Below are 22,864 nucleotides of genomic sequence, written 5' to 3' on the forward strand. Positions count from 1 at the left end.
AATCAGGGCTGGGTGAGGGTGACGCTGGCATGTACCTTCACGGCATCGCCCACGCGGATGAGTAACAGAACCGACGGCACCTCAATGCCACTGGCCTTGAGAGATACGTCGAAGTCCAGGTCGAAGGTGGCTTTCTTACCCACAAGCTTCCATTGGCTGATGCGGCCCTGGACGCTCTGCTCTTTGCCTAGAAGCTTCAACTTCATGGGTAAAGTCGAAGGGGTCTTGCCATCCTGAGAGACTTCACCCACAGCGGCATCTATCGCGGCTTCGATCAACGGATACTCCGTCACTTTCATGGCCTTGCGCATGTTTTCATCGCGCTTCGGTTCAGCCGTGTCCATGGCCTTAGCAGAGACGGTGACCTTGGCAGAAATCTGCGTGGGAGCACCTGCGGCATCGGAGACCACAACGGTGGTGAAAGGCTGGGCGGCTACCTGTCCTGCCCAATCATGGAGCGTGGAAGTGCCCGCAAAGGTGATGGCGGCAGTGCCTGCCCAATTCGCACGACTTTGTGCAAAAACAGGATGCGCAAAACAAAGCGTTAAAAACAAACAACAACGTAAAAGCATAACAGAAGGAATGAAGAAAAGGTGACTAAAACAAAGATGAAGAAAACATGGTTAGGGTGCTTCCCAGCACAGCCCATGCCTTATCTCAAATCTATACAGAGCCACCGATGTAAACGCGTTCCCTGAAACCACCCGCGTCTTTCATTCTGCCAGACCCGGAAGGTGTATCCAAGGCACATGCCCTGCCTGAACGATAGCAGATCCAAGGTTGTGAAATCCACTGCCGCCCACTCCAGCCCTGTCTCTTGCTCAGCGCTAAGAGTGTCTAAGACCTCAGTCACAAGTTCCGGCAAAACGGTCTGCTGCGCCTGCTCTGCCAGCGCAGACGCCTCCACCATCAAGGCAAAGAACGCCAGGAAGAGCCAGAACCATTTTCGAGAGAGAGCCATGTCAAAAAAGCAGCCCCACAGGAACGGTGTGGTGCCCGCTTTCTGTGTGACACTGAGTGGCTGGGAATGCTCAATCCCAACGAAGGATATTTGATTCGTCATCATTTGTTAGGATTGAGTCTCGACAGCTCTAACTAAAAGCCCTTTAAGGCAGCGGTTGAAGCAGGCTAAATCCGCCCGAGAGGATGGGTGTAGCGGTGGCCTTTTCATTGAGTTGCGGAATCTGAGGCAGCAGGAAGTAGCCCACCGCCTTCACAGAACCATCCGCCAGGCGCACTACCTGTCCCACCAAGGGGACTTTAGCCCGGGTAAGCGGTGGACTGGTTTCGACCAACGTGAAGCTGCCACTGACTTTGCCAGTGCCTGGGGTAATGGTGAGCGCTACTTTACCCGGATTTTCCGTGATGATCGGCAACACGACTTTGTTCGCCGCGGTGAAGGTGAATTGAAGCCTCGGATCTGTCGCCGAGAAGGATAATCCACCCTCGGTTAAATCCAAAGTTACATTGCCCACGGTGGGCAAGCCAAGGATGGCTTTGGTCTTGCTGGATTCAGCCAAGTAAGCCCCTGCTGCCGTGAGTGGCACATCTCCAAAAGAGGCAGGATAGAGACGTGATACCGTGACCGGTTTCACCCAACTCAAGCCACCGAGGATGACATTGTCCTCAAAACCCGCCCCCTGAAGGTCCAGCAGCAGCTCGCCCTGCACGCTGCCTAACTTTTTATAAAGCGGAGTGTAAACTGCCAATTGCCCCTGCGAGCTGAGAAAGCTGCTGCTCGTAATGGTCTCCCCATCGGCCGTTTTACCCAGCAGGATTAAGGTGCCTGCAGGGGTGACACTGAAAGTGGCAAACCCTGTGCCGTGAGGGATGGTGAGCGAACTCCGATCCCTCGCTTCTTGAAGGTCCAAGGCCAGACTGTAGTAACCCACATAAGCGGTCGCGGGCTGGTCTCGCACATGCCAGGCATTGCGCCAGCCATTCACCGCCGCAGCACCAAGCTGGCCCGTCACTTCACCTGTGCCAGCTTCCAGATTGAGGGTAAGCGTCTGCCCACCTAGAACCACCGAGATATGAGGCGCGGAGGCATTCAAGAAACCCTTCGCTGAATAGGCCATGCCTGCTGCTGCTGCACCACTGGTGGGAAGGGCCCCGGTGACCTTCAAGGTATAAGCCCCCAGGGAGGTGGTGGTGAGGGAGAAGGTACCGCCTAGACCTTTATTAGCTCCCGCTTCACGCTTGATCAAACCCGTAAAGTTCCCGACCTGATGTACGTCCAAAGCATTCACCACCCACGGTGCTACGACTACCGCACTCACCCCACCCGCATTGCTAGCACGCACTTGCACCTCATAGCGCCCCGGCACCGTGGCACGGCCTTTGATGACACCCGTGCTAGGCACAAAAGTGAGGCCCTTCGGCAGCCCGGTAATGGCAAAAGTTTTGGGGTAGTTTGAAGCCGTCACGATCTGATTGACCAAGGCACCCAAGGTGGTGGGAGAAAACGCCACCGGATCCACGATCGGAGCCAGATAAGTGGCAGAAACGGGCAACGTCAGCGATTTCACAAGAACCACCGGACTGCCATCCGTCAAACGCACGGTGAAGGTGGCACTGCCTGACGCTGTGGGTATTCCCGACAACACGCCGGCTGGGCTGAGCGTGATGCCTGCTGGCGGTGCGCCCGAGGCGATCTCCCAGGTGTAGGGACCCGTCCCGCCGGTGTGCTGCAAGCTGTGAGAAAACGCCACCCCTTGAACAGCCGTGGGTAGCACAGCCGTGCGGATGACGAGATCCGTCAACGGAAGCGTGAAAACTTTGGTCGCGACCCGTGCCTGCACATCAGCCACCTCCACGGTGAAGCTGTTGCGGCTGGAAGATTGCGGCGTGCCAGATAACAGGCCTTGATCACTCAACGTTAGACCTGCTGGCAAGACGCCCTCACTGACGCGCCAAGTGTAGGGACCCGTCCCGCCGATGACGCTCAAAGACGTGCTGTAGATGTTGCCCACGAAACCGGTGGCCAAAGTGGAGGCTGTCAAAATCGTCGGCTCCGCCGGAGCCGTAACGGATACCGTGACCGTGCTGGAATCTACTCCGCCAGGCAAGGCGGCGTTACTCACTCTCACCCAATAGCTGGTGCTGGTAAGCAAGCTCGGGGTGGTGAAGGAGGCGGCATTGGTACCGACTGGGGTGGTGATGAGCCCACTCACACCCTGATACCACTGGTAAGTTAGAGGGCCATCCCCAGTGGCTACCACAGAGAGGGTCGTGCTTTGCCCGCTGTTGACCTGAGTTGAAACAGGTTGCTCCGCGATGGCTGCTGGCTGCAGCACAGTGACTGTGGCCGTATTTGACTGTGCCCCACCAGGGTTTGCCGCGTTGCTTACTTTGACCCAGTAACTCTTCGTCGCCGTGAGATTCGGGGTGGTGAAGCTTGCCGCATTCGTCCCTACGGGTTGGGTGGTGACACCACTGGCCCCTTCATACCATTGATAAGTCAACGGTGCGCCACCGGTTGCCGAAACGGTTAAAGTGGCTGTGCTGCCGCTGCTGATGGTAGTCGAGGCCGGGTGCGTGCCAATGGCAGCGCCTGCACCGGCAGAGACTTGCAGAGTAAAGCTGGCCTGCGCAGATCGCCCGCTGAAGTTGGCATTTTCCCACCCTCGAATGGTGACCACATGGTTGCCTGTCTGGGTCGTCGTCCCTGTCAGCGTGGTCGTTTTACTTTTAGCATTCGCGAGCGTTAGGCCACTCGGCAAAGTGCCGCTGGAAACAGACCACGACTGAGGGGTGTGCCCACCACCACCCACGATCTGAAAGACCCCTGCGAGATTGGTTCCTGCCGTCACTGGCACGGTGGCAGAGCCTGCGGAAGGGGCCACTTGGCTGACGGAGGTGGCCCCTGCCACACTGTCAAAAGCCCCCAGCCCGACCACACTGGTAATGACGAACTTCGTCGTATCCACAAAGGCTGCTGAAGTCAGTAACTTGGCCTCTGGGAAAAGCATCTGCACAATCGGCGAACGCTGAAACAGGAGCAGCAATGAGCTGTATCTGGAAAAGGGTTTCTTGAACTTATCGATCACGGAAAAGAGATTCATAAGACTTGGATTTTGAAGGGAAAAAGATCTGTCAGGGTTAATTGCATCCGCAGCCGCCGCCACCTACCCCACCGCCGCCGTAACTGGCCTCGCGAGAAAAGTAGGCATGATTGGTCATCGCCAGAAACAGCGTATCGCGCTCTGGGCTCATCAGAGGATTGGCAAGGTTTCCCCTCTCAAAAGGCCTCACGCGCACCAGGTGGCTGGAGCAACTGCTCAAGGTGGCGGCCACAGTGACCGCTAAGAAAAGTAAACGAGGTTTCATCTGGATCAGGGAAGTGAGGGTTTATTGGGCGAGCAGTTCCTCGATCTCTTTCACGTATTCGGCTTCCGTCTTTGCGCCTTTGAAGCCCTTATGGATGTGGCGGATTTTGCCATCTCGCCCGACGAGGTAGCTAGTCGGCATGGTGGGCGGATTAAAAAAGGCGGCCGCCTTCTGCTGAGTGTCGTGAACCAGGGCGAAACCTACGGGGTTCTTCGCGGCAAAGGCCTGGTACTTTTCCGCTTCTTCATCTACCCCGATGCCGATGATGACGAGACCTTTCTTAGCATAGGTATCGTGCAGGCGAGCCATCGTAGAAAAGGATGCTTTGCATGGCGCGCACCAGGAGGCCCAGAAATCGACCAGGACGACTTTTCCCGCTGTTTTAGGCAGCGTTGCGCTGGGCAATAGACTTTTGAGGTCCGGCAGGGTTGAGCCCGTGGCGGGTTCGCCTGCAAAGCTCATGGTTAGGCCGAGACACAGGGTGCTGATAAGAGTGACGATGTATTTCATAGGATGACTAAGGTTGGGTGTTTGAGTTAAGCTGACTGGACTTGATACTGACGAAAATGACGGGTGGCTGTGACTCCCTGCTCCCCCTGCAGACAGGCCTCCACACCTGGGGCGCTTTCTGCGAACTGGAGACCCTCCTTTCGCCCCAGCACAAAGACACAGGTGGAGTAAATGCCGGCGATGAGGGAAGTGGGTGCCACCACCGTCACCGCACGCAGCCCATGGCGCACAGGCCATCCCGTACGGCGGTCTAGGATATGGCCATAGCGCACGCCTCCGTGCTCAAAGCGCCGGGCATAGTCGCCTGATGCGCACACGGCATAACCTGAGACGGCAAGACCTCCGATGCAGCGGTCCGTCTGCACGCCATCCTGAATGCCTACATGCCAGAACGGATGCTGCCCATTCCCGCCCAAGGCCAGAATGTCACGCCCCAGATCCACCAGGATATCCACGATGCCGTGGCGACGAGCGATGGCGATGACTTGATCCACCGCATGCTCTTTGCCAAAACCTCCGAAGTCGAGGCCCATGCCCGTTCTGGGGAGGTAGATCTTCCCAGGCTTGCGCTCCACTTCTTTCCAGTTGGACAAGGTGAGGGCCTTCTGCACTTCAGCCTCCAGCGGCAGCCGCTCATGCACTTTCTTCCAATCCCAGAGCTGGATCAGCGGCAGCATGGCGGGATCGAGCAAACCTTCTGTTAGGCGGTGCATGGCCTCACCCATGTCGAGCATCTGCTCCATCTCCGCATCAATTTCGACCCAGCGCTGCCCGGCCGCCTGATTGATTTGTGATAGCAGCGAGTCCGGTCGAAAACGCGAAAACTTGGCTTCAAATTCGCCTAACCAGCCCAGCGCTTCTGCTAGGAACTTCAGGGCCGCTTTCTGGTCCTCGCAGCGAAACTGGATGACACAGGCGGTGCCCATCGCCTTGAAGGCTAGGCTGCGCACGCCTCGGCTATCTGGAGGGATGACGGCAGGTGTGGATGATGCGGCTTTAGACATGATCGTGTTTAAAATTGGATGTTCACACCAAAGGTCCAGATATTGGCCGTGGGGTAGGCCGCTGCGGGGGCTTGGTGAGCGCCCCAGCCACTCATGTCGTAATGCTCATAGGCTGCGGAAAGGGCGATGTTTTCCGTCAGCCGATAACGTGTCTTGATGCCTAGACTCAGTGTGTTCATCGAGGAAAGACGATAGTCTGCCGAGTAGTGAGGCCCCTTTCCCGCAGGGTATTCTTCAGGCGTGGCGTTCGGCACCTCATCCAAGGTCCGATAAAAAAAATCTGCCGCGTTTTGGCGATAGTATCGGCAGAAAGGTGTGACCTCCAGCCGGTCCCACAGACCTTGCCGCCACTCCACCTGAAGACTCTGTGAGAAGACGCCGTAGTCATCCTGAGACAGTCGCAACGTGGCATCCAGGGCAGCCTGCACTTTGTCAAAGTAATGCGTGCCCTGCATTTGCAAAACACCCCGCAGCCGGCTGTCGGGTCGGTTCTCCCGGTATAAATTGACTGTGGGAATGTCTATCATTCCGCCCGCACCATCTGGCAATGAAACGATGTCCGTTCTTTGAATGGCTTTATACGGATCGTTCAGGTAACCTTCGCTATAACCGACAGTGAGATTGGCCGCCAAGATGGTGTTTTTATCCAGCAACTGGGTGAGGCCCATGAAAAGGTCATAACTTCGTTTCGTTTGGTCTTCGAGGCCGAAGACCTTCACCGAATCGTCCAAATAATTGAACCCAAACGCCAAGGTGGTATTTTTCTGATTCAGTTCCCAGCGGTCGCTCAAGGATATTCCATTCGAGAGGTAGTCACTCTCTTTGCTGCGAGATAACTCCAGTTCCACGCGGTGATCACCGATCTGCTGGGATAACGCACCGAGGATGCCATTGCGCACATCTTCCAGGTCCGCCAGGAAAGGCTGCACCCCCCCGGCAATGCCCCAGTGGGTGAAGCCCCACTGATGGCATCTGACAAAAACTGGTACCGAAAGACGGTCTGATCCGTGAGGTACATCTCCCCCCGGAAATACCACGACTCCACATTGATCCGGCCATTGGATTCATCATAGATCTGGTAACTGGTATCGAACTTCAAACGCTCTGCGGCCTCCACTGCCAAGGAAGGCAAAAGCAAGGGTGCCAAAGCGAGAGGTTTTCTCATGCCAGGCTTTCGAAGAAAGGACTTCCAAGAGGAGTCTGGCGATGCAGAAGGAGGAGTGCACATGATGGGAAAAAATTAAGGTGTGTCTGACTCACGGCGCATGCACTAGAGATAATGCGAGCACCTCTGCGGGCTGTGTGGAATGACGTGCAGCGGGCTGGTCCTTCATTCCCCACCGATAAAGGAGAGGCAGCAGGAATAAGGTGAGGAAAGTGCTACTGACGATGCCGCCGATAACCACCGTCGCGAGCGGCCGCTGCACCTCGGCACCCGCTCCCTCACTTAAGGCCATCGGTATAAAACCCAAGCTGGCCACCAGAGCCGTCATGAGCACGGGACGCAGTCTTTGCAGGCTGCCTTCCGCCACAGCAGCTTCTGCGCTGCGGCCCTCATGGCGCAGTTGGTTGAAGCAACTGATCAACACCACGCCATTCAATACTGCCACCCCACACAGTGCGATGAAACCAATAGCCGCACTGATGCTGAACGGCAAACCCCGCAACCATAAAGCCAAAACACCACCCGTGATCGCGAGAGGAATGCCGGTATAGATGATGAGCGTCTGCATCACGCTTTTAAACGTGGCGTGGATAAGCACGAAGATCAGCACCAGAGCCAGTGGCACCACAATGGCCAGCCGTGCGCGGGCCTCCTGCAAGTGCTCAAACTGCCCTCCAAAATCAATTCGGTAACCCTCAGGTATCTGCATCGTTTCTGCGATCTTTTGACGCGCCAAAGTCACATAGGCCTCCGAGTCGGTCCCCCCTGCCAAATCCACATTCAGACCCACTCGGCGGTGGCCCTCTTCACGACCGATGGCATCCACTTGAGGCACCTCCACGAAGCTGGCCAAGCGCCCCAGCGCGATCAAGCCGCCATCCTGCGTGCGCACAGGGAGGGCCTTCATCACCTCCGGATTATTGCGCAGAGATTCTGGCAGTCGCACCACGATGCTGCGACGACGATTATTCTCCATGAGCGTGCCTGCCGTATGCCCAGCCATGGCAGTGGTGATGGCCGCATTCACTTCCGCCGCTTCGACATTGAACTTCAGCATCGCTGCACGATCCACCTGGATCTCCAGCACAGGCACCCGCCCCTGGGTCTCAAACTCCGCATTGTTTGTGCCGGGCAGCCCCTCCAGCAGCGCCTTCACCTGCCCGCCGATCTTTTCCATCCTGTCGTAATCCTCACCAAAAATGCGCACGGCCAAATCCGCTCGGGAACCTTCCAGCATCTCGTTGAAACGCATTTGGATAGGCTGGGCAAAATCATAGTCTTGTTCTGGCACCTCCCTGGCCAGTTCCTCACGAAGGAGTTCCGCCAGGCGGTCTCGGCTCACGGGTTGTCCCTTTTCTTGACGCCATTCAGACTGCGGTTTGTAAAAGACGTAGAGGTCATATTCTCCCGGAGACATCGGGTCTGTGGCCACTTCACTGGTGCCCACACGGGCAAAAGTGCGGGTGACTTCAGGCACTTTGTTGATGAGGTATTGCTGCGTTTTGATGCAGCGCTCCAGGGAAGTTTTAAGGCTGGTATTAGCCGGCTGGTAAACCATGGCTGTCCAAGAACCTTCATTGAGGGTAGGGACGAACTCCTGCTTTAAGCTCATGAATATGAGACCTGTGCCCCCCAGCAGCACCAGAACAGCAGCCACCACTCCCCAGCGCGTTTTCCAAGCCAACCCCAGCAGCGGTGCGTAGGCGGCCTTGGCTCCGCGCATGAAGAAGTTATCCTTCTCAGAGATATGACCGCTGAGCAGCAGGGAACAAAGCGCAGGCATCAGCGTTAAAGACAAGACCAAGGCGCCGCCCAGAGCCAGCATCACCGTGATGGCCATGGGATGAAACATTTTCCCCTCGATTCCGGTCAATGCCAGGATGGGCAAGTAAACCAGAGTGATGATGAGCACCCCAAAGAACATGGGGCTCCCCACCTGCTGCCCTGCCTCCCTCACAGCGGCCAAGCGCTCCTTCGCCGTCAATCGCCGGCCCAGGGAATGCTGCTTTTCTCCCAACACACGCACGATGTTTTCCACCATCACGACCGCCCCATCAATGATGAGACCGAAATCCACCGCTCCGAGTGACATCAGATTCCCGGAGACTCCCCCAAAGGTCATGCCGATGAGTGCGAACAAGAACGACAGTGGAATGGCAAGCGCCACGATAAGGGCCGCACGCCAGTTGCCTAACAAAAAGAGCAATACACCAATGACGAGAATAGCCCCTTCAAACAAGTTGTGCTTCACCGTATCAATCGTGCGGTCCACCACCTCGCTGCGCGCATACTGAATTCGCAACTCTAGCCCTGAAGGCAGTTTCTTTTGCAATTCGGCTAGTTTTTCTTCCACCCGCTTGCTGATGATGCGGCTGTTTTCCCCCACCAGCATCATCACCGTCCCCAGCACAGCTTCTTCCCCGTTCTCGACTGCACAGCCAGTGCGCACATTGCTACCGATGCTCACCTCTGCGAGGTCTTTTACGCGGATGGGTTCCACCCCCGCTGCAAACTTCACAGGCAGGTTGGCAATGTCATCGGCGCTGGCCACCTTCGTCACGCCGCGGATGAGCATGCGGTCTGTGCCACGCTCGATCACACCGCCGCCGGCATTGTCCACATTCTGACCGATGATGACTGCCAACTCACTGAAGGTTAGACCTGCCTGTGCCAGCGATTCAGGCTTTGGCAGCACCACCAACTGTCTTTCATAACCGCCACTGCTGTTGATCTCCGCCACGCCCGGTACCGTACGGAGGAAAGGCTTCACGATGTAGTCATGAGCTTCCCTTAACTCCATGAGCTGGCGCTCTCTGGGTTGCTTACGAGCCGGGGCCTCCTTTTGAAAATCCAGGGTGTAGTAAAGGATCTCACCTAAGCCAGTGCTGATGGGCGACATCTGCGGACTGAGACCCGGCGGTAATTCCACCTGCACGAGACGCTCACTGACGAGCTGCCGTGCCCGGAAGATATCTGTGCCATCGCGAAAAACCAGCGTGACCTGCGAAAGTCCTGACTTTGTGAGCGAGCGAAACTCTTCCACCCCTTGGATACCGGCGAGTGCCAGCTCCAAAGGATACGTCACGAGTTTTTCCGTCTCCTCGGGAGCCAGTCCAGGCACCGCCGTATTCACCTGGACTTGAGTGTTGGTGATGTCTGGCACGGCATCCACGGGCAGATGCAGCGCGGAAAAGATCCCGGCAGCCAAGAGCAGCAAGGCCCCCATGATGACGAGAAAGCGATTTTTAAGTGAGAATTCGAGAATGGAAGTGATCATAATTCCAGGGATGGAGAGGAGGTTCTCACGGCTCAGTTGAACTGAGAGGAACCAGGCAAGGGACTTTGAAAGGTGCGGTGCAGTGCGGATTTCGTCTCATGACGCAACTGCTCACAGATGCGGTGAATCTGCACCGCCACCGCACTGCGCGTGCGGCCTTGCGCCTTGGCGATGGCTTTACTGGTCTGTTTCTGGAAGTAATAGAGCCGCAGTAATTTGCGGTGACGCTGAGGCAAGGCCGCTAGGGAAGCTGCCAGCACTTTCATCTGCTCCACAGGCTCCGCCGCAGGGACATTCATCAACTGGAGATGCTGCCCGAACTCCTGCTCCTTTTGCATCCGTTCTCTCTCTTCCCGAAGCCGCTGCACAGCCAGTTGCCACGCCACGGAATGAAGCCAACTCAGAAAGGACTCTCCCTGCGGAGGCTGCACGCCAGTGCGCAAGATTTTTAGCAAGGTATCATGCGCGACCTCTTCCGCTAACGGATGGGGCAGGCGCTGGGCTAACCATGCACAAAGTGAGGGAACACTGCGTGGGTACAGCAAGGTCGCTGCCTCCATATCCCCCGCCACGGCCCGCGAGAGTAGCAAAAGGCAGCTCTGCTGAGGATCACCTGTGAAATCGTCAAAATTTTTCATGATCTTTGGTTAGGTCAAAATCATCCTTCTTTGGCCACACGGGGAGACTCGCTTTTCTGTGCTAGAGGCGCTCCGGTCAGCCGCTCCACCTCCATGCGGTGCTTCCAGGCATTGCGTCGTCCTTCGATCAGGGCGTCCATGGCATCCAGGTAACCACGCTGCATCTCGACATAAGTCGCAGCAGGTACAGCGCCGAGGCGAAAGTGCCGGTCCGCCTCAATGGCAGCTTCTTGGAATTGTTTTTCGCTTTCAGGCCGCCAATGATCCAGCGCTGCCAACTCCGCCAGATACGCGGAGCGAGCTATGGCGAGATCTCTCTCCAGGTCCCTGAGCGTGGCCAGCAAAAGAGCCTCCGCCTGAAGCGTGCGCGCCTGTTCCGTGGCGACGTTTCCTTTGTTCTTATTCCAGAGGGGCAGGGGAATGGAAAAAGCAAATCCCCCTTCGATCTGTGTGCCCCCCGCATGCTGGCCCGCCATGTAAGGACCAAAGCTGATGTTCCCCCAGCGTTCCGACTTCGTCAGGTCCACCTTCAGCCCCTGCTTCGCCACCTGAAGGCGCTTCTGTTGAAGATCGAAATTGCTCCGTGCCGCTTGCTCCTTCAGCTTTTCAAGACCTGGCACCTGGGGAAAAAGAGCAGATGGATCTACCAGCGCCAGAGCCGCCTCAGGTGGGCGACCACACAGGACATTGAGCGCTGCACTGGACTCCTGTGCCTGCTTGGCTGCATCCGTCAATGTACGATCACTCGTCAACAAGGCCGCCTCAAGAATGCGCCTCTCTAGCAAGGCACTCACAGATCCCGCATCTCTCTGCACGAGGACTTCGATCAAAGCCTCCAGCCTCTCTCTTACCGCCCGGGCTGCCTGCTCTTTACGCTGAAGCAACACCACATCTCCACTCAAGGCCCGCACTTGATTGACCAACTGAGATTTGAACTGCTGCAGCCCCAATTCCGCCAAGGTGATATCCCGCTCAGCAATGGCTTTACGCAAAGCCATGCGCCCTGGAAAATCAAACACTTGGGCGATCTGAGCCCGCCAGACCAGCCCCTCCTTTTGACTGGCGAGGCTCATGCCCCCGAGCTCCATGGAAAGCTCTGGATTTGCCCGCTGTGCAGCCGACTGGCGTCCACCACGCGCTGCGGCTATTTCGGCTTCATAGAAGCGGACTTCCGGGTTCTTTTCCAGCGCCTCCGCAGCGAGATCGTTGGAGGTTAAGACAGGCGTTAAAGCCGAGAGATGAGGTGCTATGGCGAGTAACCAAACAGCCATGTGAAAAAACAAAATTTTCATGAGAACAGAAAGCAAATGATGAAGGCGGGCAGCGGCCGGACGGGCTGCAGGCATGGACTTCCCATGCTGTGGCCCCGGAGAAATTTGGCCACAGGGATACCGGCGAGTAAGGAGCCTAACGAACTATGCGGAATAGATCAGGCTATAAGACCTGATTGAACGCACTTATGACTTGGCTCAAATCAATAGCTGGACCGTTGCCAGCACAGGCCTGCTCTTTGGCAGACCCCTCTCAGCCGAGAGGTAAAACGGTAGCGGATCATGCCGCACCGGAGAAGGGACTGAAATAATCAAACACGCTGTCGCTGTGTAGTTCAGCGCGGGTGTGCTTTTGACTATCAACTCCAATAGATCACGAGCGGAAGTGATGCTGCCTTTTACATGAGCGGAGACCAAACTATGATCGCCATGTGAATCAGACGCGCTCATGCTCACAAGCACACGAGCCAAATTCTCCGAGTGGTCTTCCACTCGAGGCGTGTAGTGCCCGGCAGAGTGCCGCAAGACGAGTTGGGTGCCTGTTTCAGACTCCTGAACTTGCACACCATGGCTCCCATCCAGATTCGCCATCATCACCATCACCGCAGGCATGATCGCCGTGCCTGTGATGGCATAGGCCATCAGCAAGAGGCTGGCAAGAATGCGGTGTGGCAGTTTCATGAATATAACTACTTAGTTATCTAACAACAATTAACGCAATGTGGCAATGAGATGTTGCAACATGATCAAAAGATAATGTTAGGCTGAATTTGATACTCACTCGCAAACTTACTGACAGGGAAGATGTTCCAGCCTTGAAGACCTTATCTCCCTCGTCACCTTACTCTCCATGACGCGCTTCATCGCTCTTTGTTCCGTCCTCATCGGAGGCTCCCTTTACCAGGCTCATTCGGCATTACCCGGCTGGCAGGCTGAAGTGGCTGTGATCCAGATTTCCAGCACTGCGGATCAGTCGCCCCAGCCAGCTTTGACCTGGTCTCCCACCACTCAAGAAGCACGCCCGCTTTTAGTCGGTCTGCATACCTGGAGCGGGGATTATCAGCAGGCTGCCAATGGACGTGTGTATGCGCAGTGGTGCATGGATCAAGGCTGGCACTTTGTGTATCCCAATTTTCGCGGACCCAATCAAACCCCCGCAGCTATGGGCAGTGACCTGGCCGTGCAGGATGTGGTAGATGCCGTAGCCCATCTGCAAAAAACTCAGCATGTGGATGCCAGCCGCATCTACCTCATCGGCGTCAGCGGCGGCGGCCACATGGCCATGCAGATGGCAGGCAGGCATCCCGAAATCTGGGCCGGTGTCTCCGCCTGGTGCGGCATCAGTGACATCACCGCTTGGCACACTGAGCATTCAAAAAATGGCGTGCCTGACAACTATGCGCGTCACATTGAGCTGGCGCTCGGCGGAGCACCTGTTGGAGCTTTGCTCACGCAGGCTGCCCAGCGCTCTCCCCTCACGCATCTCGCGAGAGCCAAAGACGTGCCGCTGGACCTGAATCACGGCATTCATGATGGCCGAACCGGCAGCGTTCCTTTTCGGCATAGTTTGTTAGCCTTCAATCGGGTGGTGGACTCCCCCCTGCCGGAGACGGAAATTCGTGCGTACTATGACACCCAGCAAAGGCCCACCACTTGGCCCGCACCCGAGGCCGACCCGCTGTATGGCAGCAAGGTCGTCCTGTTTCGCAAGACTTCCGCCAACGCACGTGTGACCCTTTTTGAAGGGGGGCATGAGATCCTCTACACGCCTTCGCTCAACTGGTTGGCGCAGCAGCAAAAGGGGAAACCTGCTGTCTGGAAAATTGCCACACCCATGCCCGTCAGCGGCGCGGCAGAGACAAAATCTGGCCTGTGACAATCCTTGAAGTACCCCGCATCCCGCGCCATCTCACAGAGACATGCTGAAAGCCTTTATCTTCGACCTCGACGGCACCCTCATTGACTCCCTGGCAGACATCGCGGCGTCTATCAATCGCATGCTCGAAGCTCGCGGCTACCCTCTTTGCAAAGATGCGGGCATCTTCAAACAAATGGTGGGAGATGGCATGGAGAAACTGGTCGAACGTGCTCTTCCAGAAACCGCCCGCAGTGAGGAAATGATCCGCCTCTGCACCGAGGAATATCGCGCCTTTTATGACATCCACTGGCAGGAACAGACACAGCCTTATCCGCATATCGTCGAGGTCCTCGCGGCCTTGAAGGCGAAAGGCCTCAAGCTCGGCGTCATCTCCAACAAAGCCCATCGCTTCACCGTTCCCATGACGGAGCACTTTTTTGGCAGCGACTGCTTTGAACTGATCCTGGGCCAGAGGGCTGAGGTGCCCCGCAAACCCGACCCCGCAGGGGCCCACGAGGCCGCTACTATCTTGGGACTGCGCCCGGAGGAGTGCGCCTACGTGGGAGACTCCGGCATTGACATGGCCTTTGCCAAAAGCTCCGGCATGGTCGGCATCGGCGTGGACTGGGGCTTTCGCTCCGTCGCGGAGCTGACCGAACATGGAGCCACCTACGTGATTTCAACACCGGGCGAATTGCTCGAAATCTACGACAAATCATGCTGATCCTTGAGTGCGGCGGGAGCTGCGCGTAGAATCTTGATTATGGTTTCCACCCGCATCCTGCGAATCGCTGCCCAGACCTCCGTCCTGGCAGCCTCTTTTTGGCTATCTTCTTGCAAGACTCCCACGGCCCCTCCACCGCCGGTGGTCGAGCCTGCCAAAAAGCCCACGGGCCTCTTCGAATGGCAGGGCGAAGGCAAAAGCATCTCCTCCATCAAGATCAATGTGGATGAGCAGAAAGCCTATCTCTACAACGGCGAAGACCAAATAGGCTGGACCTACGTGGCCACCGGCATCACCAGCTTCCCCACCCCCACGGGCGAATTCAAAATCATGGAGAAGGTCGCCGACAAAGTCTCCAATCTTTATGGCAAGGGCTACGATGCCAATGGCAAGCTGGTGAACTCTGACTTTAAACAAGGCCGCGATCTGCTGCCCCCTGGAGGCCGTTTTGAAGCCGCGAAAATGACCTACTTCATGCGCCTCACTGGCGATGGTGTGGGCATGCACATCGGCCCGATCCCGCGCCCTGGCCGCCGTGCTTCCCACGGTTGCATCCGCCTACCGTCCAAATTTGCTGGCACCATCTTCAAAAACGTCTCCGTCGGCACGCCCGTGACCATCGTCGGCAGCGGTCCAGACTATGCCACCTACATCAAGCAGTCTAACGCTAAGGCCAAAGCCAACGCCGCCAAACTAGCCGCAGCCAAAGCCAAGGCCAATGAGGCCGCCGTCAAAGCCGCCACCACCCTGGCCCCTGATGATCCCAATGGCCCTGGCCCCGATACCCCACCTGCCGCAGGCACACCCGCTCCCGGCAGCTCCGTCATCACGACCCTCCCTGCTCCCGCCGCAACCCCGACCCCGGTTCCAGCAACTCCCACCGAAGAGGTGAAACCTGCTGTTCCTGCCCCGCAACAGTAAGGGCCTGCTCCAGCATTTCAAAACGACGCAGTCTCGAAAGGGACTGCGTTTTTTGTTTATATCGGAGCTGTCACATCTTCTGCAAAAACGGGTATTGGTAGCTCATCTGATCTTCTCCCATGGCTACCGAACAAGAATTTAAAAACTGGCTTCAAGCGAGCACTGACAACGTGACCCATTATTTGAAGGGTAACATCGAGAATCAAAAAATCACCCCCGCCCAAATGCAGAATGTGCTGATGAAGACAGCTCAAGATCTGCAAATCACCCCCACAGCAGAACAAATCCGAGAGGCGTCCGAGAGAATGATGAAGGCCGCAGACGCCTCAAATGTGCACGTGGAAAAAGCGAATGAATGGAATGCCTATGGTCGGGCCAAAGGGCAGGAAGGCGAGCAACACAAGCAACAGGCTACGAGCCTGAGAGAGGCACTTCAGAACGAAAAGAACACGGCTGGCTGGCAGCGTAAATCGGAAGTGAGCGAGCTTGGAGCTCAACTCAACCACGCGAAGTATGAAAGGGCTCAAGCCATGGGACACAACTCTGCGGCCATGATTCAGGCGAACCACCACCAAGAACTGCGACAGACTGCCTTTGCCGAAGAAGTCATGAAGGGTCTGGTCACTCCGAATCAAGCCAGGTTCAGCCAAGATACTTTCGATGCGCTGATAGCAGCCCAAAATGACACCACTTACAAAGGGAAGGACTACACAGACAATCTGAAAAATTTGGCCAAAAACCTGGCTGACGAAGCTGTCGGTGGCAACTCGGTGGATACAGAACGTGCCGTTTTTGAAGCCGCTCTTATCGAGAAACTCGAGATCGCTCCCGCTAAACAAGCGATTGCGGAACTCGATGCCAAATTGGAAGTCAATAGCTCCGCAGCACTTGCTTGTCACGAAGCGCTCTCGGACCCCCATCTTAGTCCCTTGAAAGAAGCAGACCTTTTGCTGGATTTGGAAGGCTTACAGCAGGAAGCCAAGGACCTTAAAGAAGAAAAAGCCGATCACGAAGTGACCCTACGCGTTTCAGGCGCGCGGCTGGAAACACTCCAGCAGAAGATGGATCAGCCCCAGCTTCAAACGGCCCTCCGGGCTGATGCCGCCAATGCCGAGTTGCAGGCGGATCTGCTAGCTGCGGATCCCAGCGATCTCGATAGGGGGCAGCAGCAAAGACCCGCACGCTCTGGCATCGTTCTTGGCGCTGCCCGCCCGCAGCCTCAGTTAGGCGGCAGTTCTTCCTCGTCTGATCTGGCCTCTGAACCGGAGAAGAAGGAAGCCAAGCAGTCCACCCGAGAAAACGCGGGGCTTTCGAATTGGACGAGTGCCAAACCCAGCCCCAACGCCATTCAAAAAGGCCAAGGCCTCTGAGCCGCCCGCGCCTATTCCTCCCCAGCAAAGTACTCCACCTCATTCATCTGGAAGCACTTCTTCTGCGGCTTCATCAGCCACTTGCCCGATTCAGGATAGTGTATGATGTCTGCTTGCGGCTGATCCGCGATGACCATGAAGGTGAGGTCTTCCTCACCGTGATTGTGGATCTGGTGCGCCTCTCCAGGAGGAAACACCAGGTAATCTCCCGCCTGGATGACCTCTTTGCCCTTTGGGCTCCGCACAACGCCAAAGCCAGACAAAATGTAGTATGCCTCCCACTGAGCTGAGTGCTCATGAAAAGGGAAATTCACCTTACCCGGAGGCACCCGGTGGATTTCCACCTCAAACGGATGCCCACCGCCCCAGGTACCCGTATCCTTTGCCCCACCCGTCGCCTGAGAAAGGGAACGACGGCGCACGCCATACTTCCCCTGGGGTGAATTTTGCGAGGTCCAGGGAAGATCGTCAGATTGAATGCGAGTCATGGGGATGGATCCACTACATAATTCAAAATCGAGACGGGCTGTACAGCAATTTGACCTGTCTTTGAACTAGGCGCTGAAGGGGAAGGTAGCAGCTTTAAGGGCAACCAATCCGCGAACGCGGGAAGAGCACCACCAAAGGCTTTTAGAGGTCGCTGGCAGGCCCCATGGAGGAGTGTTACAGGCACTTTGGGTTCCAGGCGAAATTCATAATCTAGCGCAATCGCTCGGGGTCCAAGCCAGCGGACTGTGGGACAAATGGCCGCGCCCTCGCGATGAAAGGCCAAAAGAGTCGCAGGCTGCTGCTCGCCTTCCAAAACAAAAGCACTGGCTCCACCGAGCCCTAAGGCGCTGCCTTTAAAATCAGCCACCGAATGTTTTTGGCCTTTCGCATCCCACACTTCAATCACGGGGGACCGAAAGGTGGTAACGTAGCTGACACGCACGGTCTGTGCTTCCTGCCCTGCATGGTAGAATCGGTCTTGCCACACGGTTGCAATACCACCTTCTAGATTTTGATCTTTGCGATACACGCTAATTTTGGACAACGGGTCATAGAGCCCAATTGACGGGGGTATTACCAATTGACCCTTGGAATGAGCATGCAACAAACTTTGGCCTACAGTCATTCGAGCAGGGTGTCCATCGAACCAAATTTGATTCACGGATGTTGCCCCCAGTTCCCCGTACCGACCATGATCATATTGCATTTCCCAGGTCAGTCCTAGACCATCACTTTCCGGCTTAGGTTTAGGATCAGCCGAGGACCACACCATAGTCGAGGGTAATGGGCCTTTTTGATGCTCTGGATTCCACAAATCGGGTCGGCCAAAATTCAGGCCCTGCGATTCATTACCTGCTGGTACGTAATGGCCAACGTCGGCATGATCAGGAAATCCCGTGATGGCGTTGATCGTCCCTTCGGCGTAACGCTTCACCAAGGTCACCCCATGGATCAACCAACGTGTCTCACCCGGTGGAATCTCGGCCGAATAGATGACCTGAAGTTTTTTATCCACCATGTGCCAGTGCATACGGGGTGATTCCTTTTTGACCAAAGCCTGAATACGAGTGGCCACCAGTGTCTCTCCCACTTTGCCTGAATCTGTAGGGGCCAGCCAACGATCATTCGCTCCCAAAGAAAACTGACCATCTTGCGGAATCTTCAGAGGCGTCTCTGCCGCGGTCATGATACCCTGACTATCTCCAGGGTATTGGATCTCAAAACTGATGTCGACCTTCGCTGTCCTATCAGTCGTGTTGGTAAAGCCATCCACCGCATGCACGACGGTCCCAGTGGTCATGAATAGGGAGTGCAAACCTAGGTGCCGATTCACCCACACTCCTTCACCTTCTATTTCACCTTGGCGATCCAGCGAAAAGGGAGTGGCGACCTTTTCATTGCCTACCTTTTTCAGGTATGCAACGGCTCGACTCACAAAGGGCTTCCCATTGACCTTGAGGCTGCCAAATGAAGGCAATCTTTCGGCCACAGAGCAGGAGCCATCTGCATGAAAGGACCATTGATGACCGTCTGCATCGGGTAGAGGCTCCATCGGCCCCTCGGTCACGACACTTAGCTGCAAATTCTGCCTAGAACCTGTAGAAGTGCGGGCTGGCAGCTCAGGCGGCGGCGCAAGACTTAGAAGTTTGCTGACATCCCAGAGTGAAATCGCCGTGTTCTGATGCCCAATCGCTAAAACTTTCCCGTTTGCAGAAAAGTCTAAACAATTCACATCCATTCCGGGCAGTTCCTGTAGGGCTAACATTTGGGCACTATCAATGTCCCAAAGGCTCACAAACTTTTGAGACCTGCTAAGATCCACCAAATACACAGCTGCCATTTTTTCATCTGGGGTGACAGCGAATCCCAGTCCCCCCCGATCAAAGGTGGGACTAAAGAACGCTCCCCCTCGTCTTGGCCTGAGAGTCTGCGTGATAGCCCCCGTCTTCGCGTGGATAAACAAGATGGCTGAACCGCTCATGGAAACGTAGCACTCCCTTCCTGGTAGCCACAGACCAGAATAGTTTGCACCCTTGTGTTCAGCCAGTTTTGTCAACTCGTCCGATTTGAGGTCTAAATGAGAGACCTCCCCATTGGAATGATGGGCGCAAACATTCTCTGAATCCAAAAAAACGAGGTGATCATCGGCTGAAAATCTCTTGGCCCGCAAAGAGGACAAAGTCTTCACCGTTCCCAATCTCGAGAGGTCCCTGAGCAAGATCCCCTCGGTCGTCGCCGTGATGATGCGCTGGCCCGTCACATCAGCAAAAAGTCCCTGGTGAGAGTGTTGCTCCTCTGGGTTTAACACCCCTCCGAAAGCCAGGGTGCCCATCTTTTTCTCAGGTCTTCCCGGTGGTGGGATATCCGCGGAGGGCAAGGTCCACCGCAGGTAATCCCAACCATCTCCCGCAATGATATCTTGCCCACCATTGGCCAGAACAAAGGAGTCAAAATGACAGGTCTTTCGCGATCCTTGAAGTAAAGCCCGTGGTTTGCGTGTCTCCACATCCCACACAATGAGGCCATTATGATCACGCGAAACCAAAGTCTTGCCGTCTGGTATAAACTTCACCTGCAAAACAGGGCAATCATGCTGACTTTCAACGGATGGCCGGTAGCTCCAATCGCTCGTATCAAAGACGCCGATGCCGCTATGCTCCATCACAAGGATTTTTGTGCCATCGGGTGACCAAGCAGCTCCCTCTCCTCCCGGCAGTTCCTTGACCACCTTTTGGGCCGCAAGGTCAATCACCTTGGCTTCTTCCGAAGTAGAAACGAACAGCCAACGGCTATCGGGCGAAAAGATACTCGTCGTGAGAAAACTGCCATGATCGGCCCAAAGATCCCGCACACGACCATCCAAGCAAGACTCCCAACCTCCTTTGGTGGCCTGTAAAACCTCATAGTTTTCTCCGCCGAAGATCGCCAAATAACGCTCGTCTTTACTTACCACTAAACGGCGCATGTTGTCCAAAAGAACGCCTTTGAAGGGACCAGGGTCTAACCTTAGTGGATTCAACTTCACTTGAAACATCTGAGCATCTTCAGTCTGAGGCTTCAGAAGCATGACAAATTCATCGCCGATCGCTGCCAAGCACTCCGGCGAGGGAAAGCGGTTCTGGCTACCGGGCACCACCAATCGGCTCTCTTCAACACCCGTTTCCGCATCCAGCACACGAAGCGTGCAGAGGGTGCCTTGCTGCGTAGCAGCGAGAACTTTCTTGTCGTCCGTGCTGAAACAAGTGGCCACCAGCTCTTCCTCCTTCTTCAGCGCATGCTTCCAGATTCGGACGCCTTCTGGGAAGCGAAAACAACTCACCGCCAAATACTCGTCCGAATCTAGGTAAGGGCTCTTTTCGGTTGGTTTATATGCTTGCGCACAAAGCCGATTCCCTGCCGTAGAAAGTGCCCAGCCCCCGCCTGCGTTGAGGGCCCCTTTGCATTTCGCTGGCAAGGTAGGTGTCGGCGTGCTCCAGACCTGGATCACTACCTCTTCCTCAGGAATGTACATTTCACTGTTGGAGACAAAAAGACGACCACTCGGATGCCAGACCATTCGCGGCTCGCGCTCAGGCAGTAAGGAGCCGATCTCCGGCTCGCCCAGATGCCCTAGCAACGTAGGTGCTGTTCTCGGCAGAAATTCGAGCTTCCAATCCGCAGGCGGTACCTCCGGACTTTGAGCTAGCGAAGACAAGGGCCACAAGAGGGCAGTTAACAAAAAAGCGTGGTAAAAGGACTGCATGAATAGAAAGGGGTTTTTGATGCAAATTCGCCAGCGTTAGCGCGGAATCGCGATAAAACGTTCTTCCTGGCCACTGCGGATTTTTAACAATAACGTTGGCGCCTTTAAGGTCGCCAGTCGGCTCCTCGCCTGCGCGTGGTTTTGCGCGGGCTGTCCATTGATAAGGAGAATTTGGTCACCTGCTCTTAGTTGGGTGGTGCCATCTTTTGATTTTAGATCTTGGGTAACAATCAAACCAGCGACTTGAGGTGACAGTTTGAAGCGCATTTTCCAATCGCGTGACGCTTCGGCCACCCAAAGGCCTGGAGCCCATTCGACGACATCGGGCGTTTGTGCCTTCTCCGCCTGGAGTCTTTTTAACTCTGGCGGCTCTCCCATAATCGCTTGGAGTGAAATCTTCTGCCCCTGACGTAGAACCTCAAAAGTCGCTTTGTCTCCCGGTTGCAAGCTCGCCAGCCCCAAGCGAAATCTCATGCCGTTTTCCACCTTACGGCCATTGACTTCGACAATCAGATCCGCCTCCTTAAATCCCGCTAAGTCAGCAGCCTCACCTGTTTCCACGCTCTTGACCAGAACACCTTTGGCCTTTTTGGGAAGCTTTAGATCTTCAATCAACTTGGGTGTGACCTCCAAAGTATGCACCCCTAAAAATCCACGTACGACCCAGCCATAACGATGCAAATCACTGGCTACTTTTAGGACCAAATTCACGGGTACCGCAAAGCCTATGTTGTCGCCCCAGTAGCGTGCTGTGTTGATGCCAACGACCCTTCCTAGACCATCCAAGAGGGGCCCACCTGAGTTGCCAGGATTGATCGCCGCATCTGTCTGAATAAAATCCTCCATTCCACCTTCAATCAGACCCAAAGCACCACGACCCGTAGCACTGATGATGCCCAACGTAATGGTCTGTTCCAATCCAAAGGGACTACCTATCGCTAAAACCACATCACCTGGCCGCACACGCAGGCTGTCAGCTAAAGTCGCTGCTTTCAATGTGGGCTGCTGGATCTTAAGCAACGCAATATCAGTAGCTGGATCCATCCCAGCCACCAGTGCCTCGATATCCGTCTCCTGCCCGCGCAACCGAACACTGATTTTGTCTGCCTGATTCACCACGTGAGCATTGGTGATGATCCATCCTTCAGACGAAATAATCACGCCACTACCACTTCCTTTGAAGGCCTCATCTTCCGGCTCTGCCTCCATTCGTTTCTTCTGGGAAAGATCAAACGGATTGCCTTCACTCGATGAATTCTCAGGCTCAGCAATTTTCTGCTGAGTGACAAAAACGGTCACTACACTATCTCTCACTTTTTCAACAACATCCGCGTAGCTGAGAACAACTTGCCCGCCCCCAAGTAGTGGGGCGTGATCTCGTGAAATTTGCGCCTCTAAGCTTCCGGTTCGCTCCAAAGAATCGGCCGATACCACTCCTGAAACGAAAGAGAGAAAGTAAAAAAGATACCGGGTCAGCATAGTTTTTAACTAGTCGAAGAATGCATTCATATCAAGGCCATCGCCTTATGGAAGGAAAGGCAACACGGCACCTAACAGCGACATCTC

Annotated in this window: 17 protein-coding genes and 1 pseudogene; 4 read left to right on the plus strand and 14 right to left on the minus strand. The window is 55.5% G+C overall.

Going from position 1 to position 22,864, the window contains the following annotated elements; all coding sequences use genetic code 11:
- Positions 1–2 precede the first annotated feature (2 nt).
- The 11 genes and pseudogenes from HNQ64_RS04270 to HNQ64_RS04320 all read right to left on the minus strand — a co-directional run bounded on the left by HNQ64_RS04270 (position 3) and on the right by HNQ64_RS04320 (position 12,875).
- Positions 3–572 carry a YceI family protein gene (locus tag HNQ64_RS04270; protein WP_221305326.1) on the minus strand — a complete coding sequence of 190 codons (570 nt, stop codon included), beginning with the start codon at positions 570–572 and terminating at the stop codon, positions 3–5.
- Positions 573–652: 80 nt separating this feature from the next.
- On the minus strand, positions 653–961 hold the full coding sequence (locus HNQ64_RS04275; protein ID WP_184205690.1) for a hypothetical protein: 309 nt from the start codon (positions 959–961) through the stop codon (positions 653–655).
- Positions 962–1,106: 145 nt separating this feature from the next.
- Complete coding sequence (locus tag HNQ64_RS04280; protein ID WP_184205692.1) at positions 1,107–4,064, minus strand: putative Ig domain-containing protein; 2,958 nt, start codon at positions 4,062–4,064, stop codon at positions 1,107–1,109.
- Positions 4,065–4,101: 37 nt separating this feature from the next.
- Positions 4,102–4,329, minus strand: a complete 228-nt coding sequence (locus HNQ64_RS04285) for a DUF4266 domain-containing protein (RefSeq protein ID WP_184205694.1) — start codon at positions 4,327–4,329, stop codon at positions 4,102–4,104.
- Between the two features lie 21 nt (positions 4,330–4,350).
- Positions 4,351–4,839 carry a TlpA family protein disulfide reductase gene (locus tag HNQ64_RS04290; protein WP_184205696.1) on the minus strand — a complete coding sequence of 163 codons (489 nt, stop codon included), beginning with the start codon at positions 4,837–4,839 and terminating at the stop codon, positions 4,351–4,353.
- A 26-nt stretch (positions 4,840–4,865) separates the two neighbouring features.
- The gene (locus HNQ64_RS04295; RefSeq protein ID WP_184205698.1) at positions 4,866–5,843 is read right to left on the minus strand and encodes an FAD:protein FMN transferase; all 978 of its coding nucleotides are present in this window, start codon (positions 5,841–5,843) and stop codon (positions 4,866–4,868) included.
- Positions 5,844–5,851: 8 nt separating this feature from the next.
- Positions 5,852–7,071 (minus strand): annotated as a pseudogene (locus tag HNQ64_RS04300) (DUF3570 domain-containing protein).
- A 28-nt stretch (positions 7,072–7,099) separates the two neighbouring features.
- On the minus strand, positions 7,100–10,285 hold the full coding sequence (locus tag HNQ64_RS04305; RefSeq protein WP_184205702.1) for an efflux RND transporter permease subunit: 3,186 nt from the start codon (positions 10,283–10,285) through the stop codon (positions 7,100–7,102).
- A gap of 32 nt (positions 10,286–10,317) precedes the next feature.
- Positions 10,318–10,923, minus strand: a complete 606-nt coding sequence (locus tag HNQ64_RS04310) for an RNA polymerase sigma factor (protein WP_184205704.1) — start codon at positions 10,921–10,923, stop codon at positions 10,318–10,320.
- 20 nt (positions 10,924–10,943) lie between these two features.
- On the minus strand, positions 10,944–12,215 hold the full coding sequence (locus HNQ64_RS04315) for a TolC family protein (RefSeq protein ID WP_221305327.1): 1,272 nt from the start codon (positions 12,213–12,215) through the stop codon (positions 10,944–10,946).
- A 177-nt stretch (positions 12,216–12,392) separates the two neighbouring features.
- On the minus strand, positions 12,393–12,875 hold the full coding sequence (locus HNQ64_RS04320; RefSeq protein ID WP_184205708.1) for a hypothetical protein: 483 nt from the start codon (positions 12,873–12,875) through the stop codon (positions 12,393–12,395).
- A gap of 169 nt (positions 12,876–13,044) precedes the next feature.
- Here HNQ64_RS04320 and HNQ64_RS04325 point away from each other — a divergent pair, with 169 nt between their 5' ends.
- The 4 genes from HNQ64_RS04325 to HNQ64_RS04340 all read left to right on the plus strand — a co-directional run bounded on the left by HNQ64_RS04325 (position 13,045) and on the right by HNQ64_RS04340 (position 17,067).
- Entirely contained in the window at positions 13,045–14,070 is a 1,026-nt protein-coding gene (locus tag HNQ64_RS04325) for an alpha/beta hydrolase family protein (protein WP_184205710.1), read from the plus strand.
- A gap of 43 nt (positions 14,071–14,113) precedes the next feature.
- Positions 14,114–14,776, plus strand: a complete 663-nt coding sequence (locus HNQ64_RS04330; RefSeq protein ID WP_184205712.1) for an HAD family hydrolase — start codon at positions 14,114–14,116, stop codon at positions 14,774–14,776.
- A 39-nt stretch (positions 14,777–14,815) separates the two neighbouring features.
- Positions 14,816–15,697 (plus strand): L,D-transpeptidase, encoded by an 882-nt coding sequence (locus tag HNQ64_RS04335; protein ID WP_184205714.1) that lies wholly within the window; start codon positions 14,816–14,818, stop codon positions 15,695–15,697.
- A 119-nt stretch (positions 15,698–15,816) separates the two neighbouring features.
- Positions 15,817–17,067, plus strand: a complete 1,251-nt coding sequence (locus HNQ64_RS04340) for a hypothetical protein (RefSeq protein ID WP_184205716.1) — start codon at positions 15,817–15,819, stop codon at positions 17,065–17,067.
- Between the two features lie 11 nt (positions 17,068–17,078).
- Here HNQ64_RS04340 and HNQ64_RS04345 read toward each other — a convergent pair whose 3' ends face one another.
- Genes HNQ64_RS04345 through HNQ64_RS04355 form a run of 3 tightly spaced genes read right to left on the minus strand, consistent with a single transcriptional unit; the run spans position 17,079 to position 22,777 of the window.
- Entirely contained in the window at positions 17,079–17,555 is a 477-nt protein-coding gene (locus HNQ64_RS04345; RefSeq protein WP_184205718.1) for a cupin domain-containing protein, read from the minus strand.
- On the minus strand, positions 17,552–21,298 hold the full coding sequence (locus HNQ64_RS04350) for a WD40 repeat domain-containing protein (protein ID WP_184205720.1): 3,747 nt from the start codon (positions 21,296–21,298) through the stop codon (positions 17,552–17,554). Before HNQ64_RS04350 ends, HNQ64_RS04345 begins: the two co-directional genes overlap by 4 nt.
- 36 nt (positions 21,299–21,334) lie before the next feature.
- Complete coding sequence (locus HNQ64_RS04355) at positions 21,335–22,777, minus strand: trypsin-like peptidase domain-containing protein (RefSeq protein WP_184205722.1); 1,443 nt, start codon at positions 22,775–22,777, stop codon at positions 21,335–21,337.
- Positions 22,778–22,864 lie beyond the last annotated feature (87 nt).

The sequence above is a fragment of the Prosthecobacter dejongeii genome, assembly GCF_014203045.1.
GTDB classification, from domain to species: domain Bacteria; phylum Verrucomicrobiota; class Verrucomicrobiia; order Verrucomicrobiales; family Verrucomicrobiaceae; genus Prosthecobacter; species Prosthecobacter dejongeii.

Coding starts and splice junctions, on each gene's coding strand:
- HNQ64_RS04270 (WP_221305326.1), bottom strand. CDS start 572: ATGCTTTTACGTTGTTGTTTGTTTTTAACGCTTTGTTTTGCGCATCCT.
- HNQ64_RS04275 (WP_184205690.1), bottom strand. CDS start 961: ATGGCTCTCTCTCGAAAATGGTTCTGGCTCTTCCTGGCGTTCTTTGCC.
- HNQ64_RS04280 (WP_184205692.1), bottom strand. CDS start 4,064: ATGAATCTCTTTTCCGTGATCGATAAGTTCAAGAAACCCTTTTCCAGA.
- HNQ64_RS04285 (WP_184205694.1), bottom strand. CDS start 4,329: ATGAAACCTCGTTTACTTTTCTTAGCGGTCACTGTGGCCGCCACCTTG.
- HNQ64_RS04290 (WP_184205696.1), bottom strand. CDS start 4,839: ATGAAATACATCGTCACTCTTATCAGCACCCTGTGTCTCGGCCTAACC.
- HNQ64_RS04295 (WP_184205698.1), bottom strand. CDS start 5,843: ATGTCTAAAGCCGCATCATCCACACCTGCCGTCATCCCTCCAGATAGC.
- HNQ64_RS04305 (WP_184205702.1), bottom strand. CDS start 10,285: ATGATCACTTCCATTCTCGAATTCTCACTTAAAAATCGCTTTCTCGTC.
- HNQ64_RS04310 (WP_184205704.1), bottom strand. CDS start 10,923: ATGAAAAATTTTGACGATTTCACAGGTGATCCTCAGCAGAGCTGCCTT.
- HNQ64_RS04315 (WP_221305327.1), bottom strand. CDS start 12,215: ATGAAAATTTTGTTTTTTCACATGGCTGTTTGGTTACTCGCCATAGCA.
- HNQ64_RS04320 (WP_184205708.1), bottom strand. CDS start 12,875: ATGAAACTGCCACACCGCATTCTTGCCAGCCTCTTGCTGATGGCCTAT.
- HNQ64_RS04325 (WP_184205710.1), top strand. CDS start 13,045: ATGACGCGCTTCATCGCTCTTTGTTCCGTCCTCATCGGAGGCTCCCTT.
- HNQ64_RS04330 (WP_184205712.1), top strand. CDS start 14,114: ATGCTGAAAGCCTTTATCTTCGACCTCGACGGCACCCTCATTGACTCC.
- HNQ64_RS04335 (WP_184205714.1), top strand. CDS start 14,816: ATGGTTTCCACCCGCATCCTGCGAATCGCTGCCCAGACCTCCGTCCTG.
- HNQ64_RS04340 (WP_184205716.1), top strand. CDS start 15,817: ATGGCTACCGAACAAGAATTTAAAAACTGGCTTCAAGCGAGCACTGAC.
- HNQ64_RS04345 (WP_184205718.1), bottom strand. CDS start 17,555: ATGACTCGCATTCAATCTGACGATCTTCCCTGGACCTCGCAAAATTCA.
- HNQ64_RS04350 (WP_184205720.1), bottom strand. CDS start 21,298: ATGCAGTCCTTTTACCACGCTTTTTTGTTAACTGCCCTCTTGTGGCCC.
- HNQ64_RS04355 (WP_184205722.1), bottom strand. CDS start 22,777: ATGCTGACCCGGTATCTTTTTTACTTTCTCTCTTTCGTTTCAGGAGTG.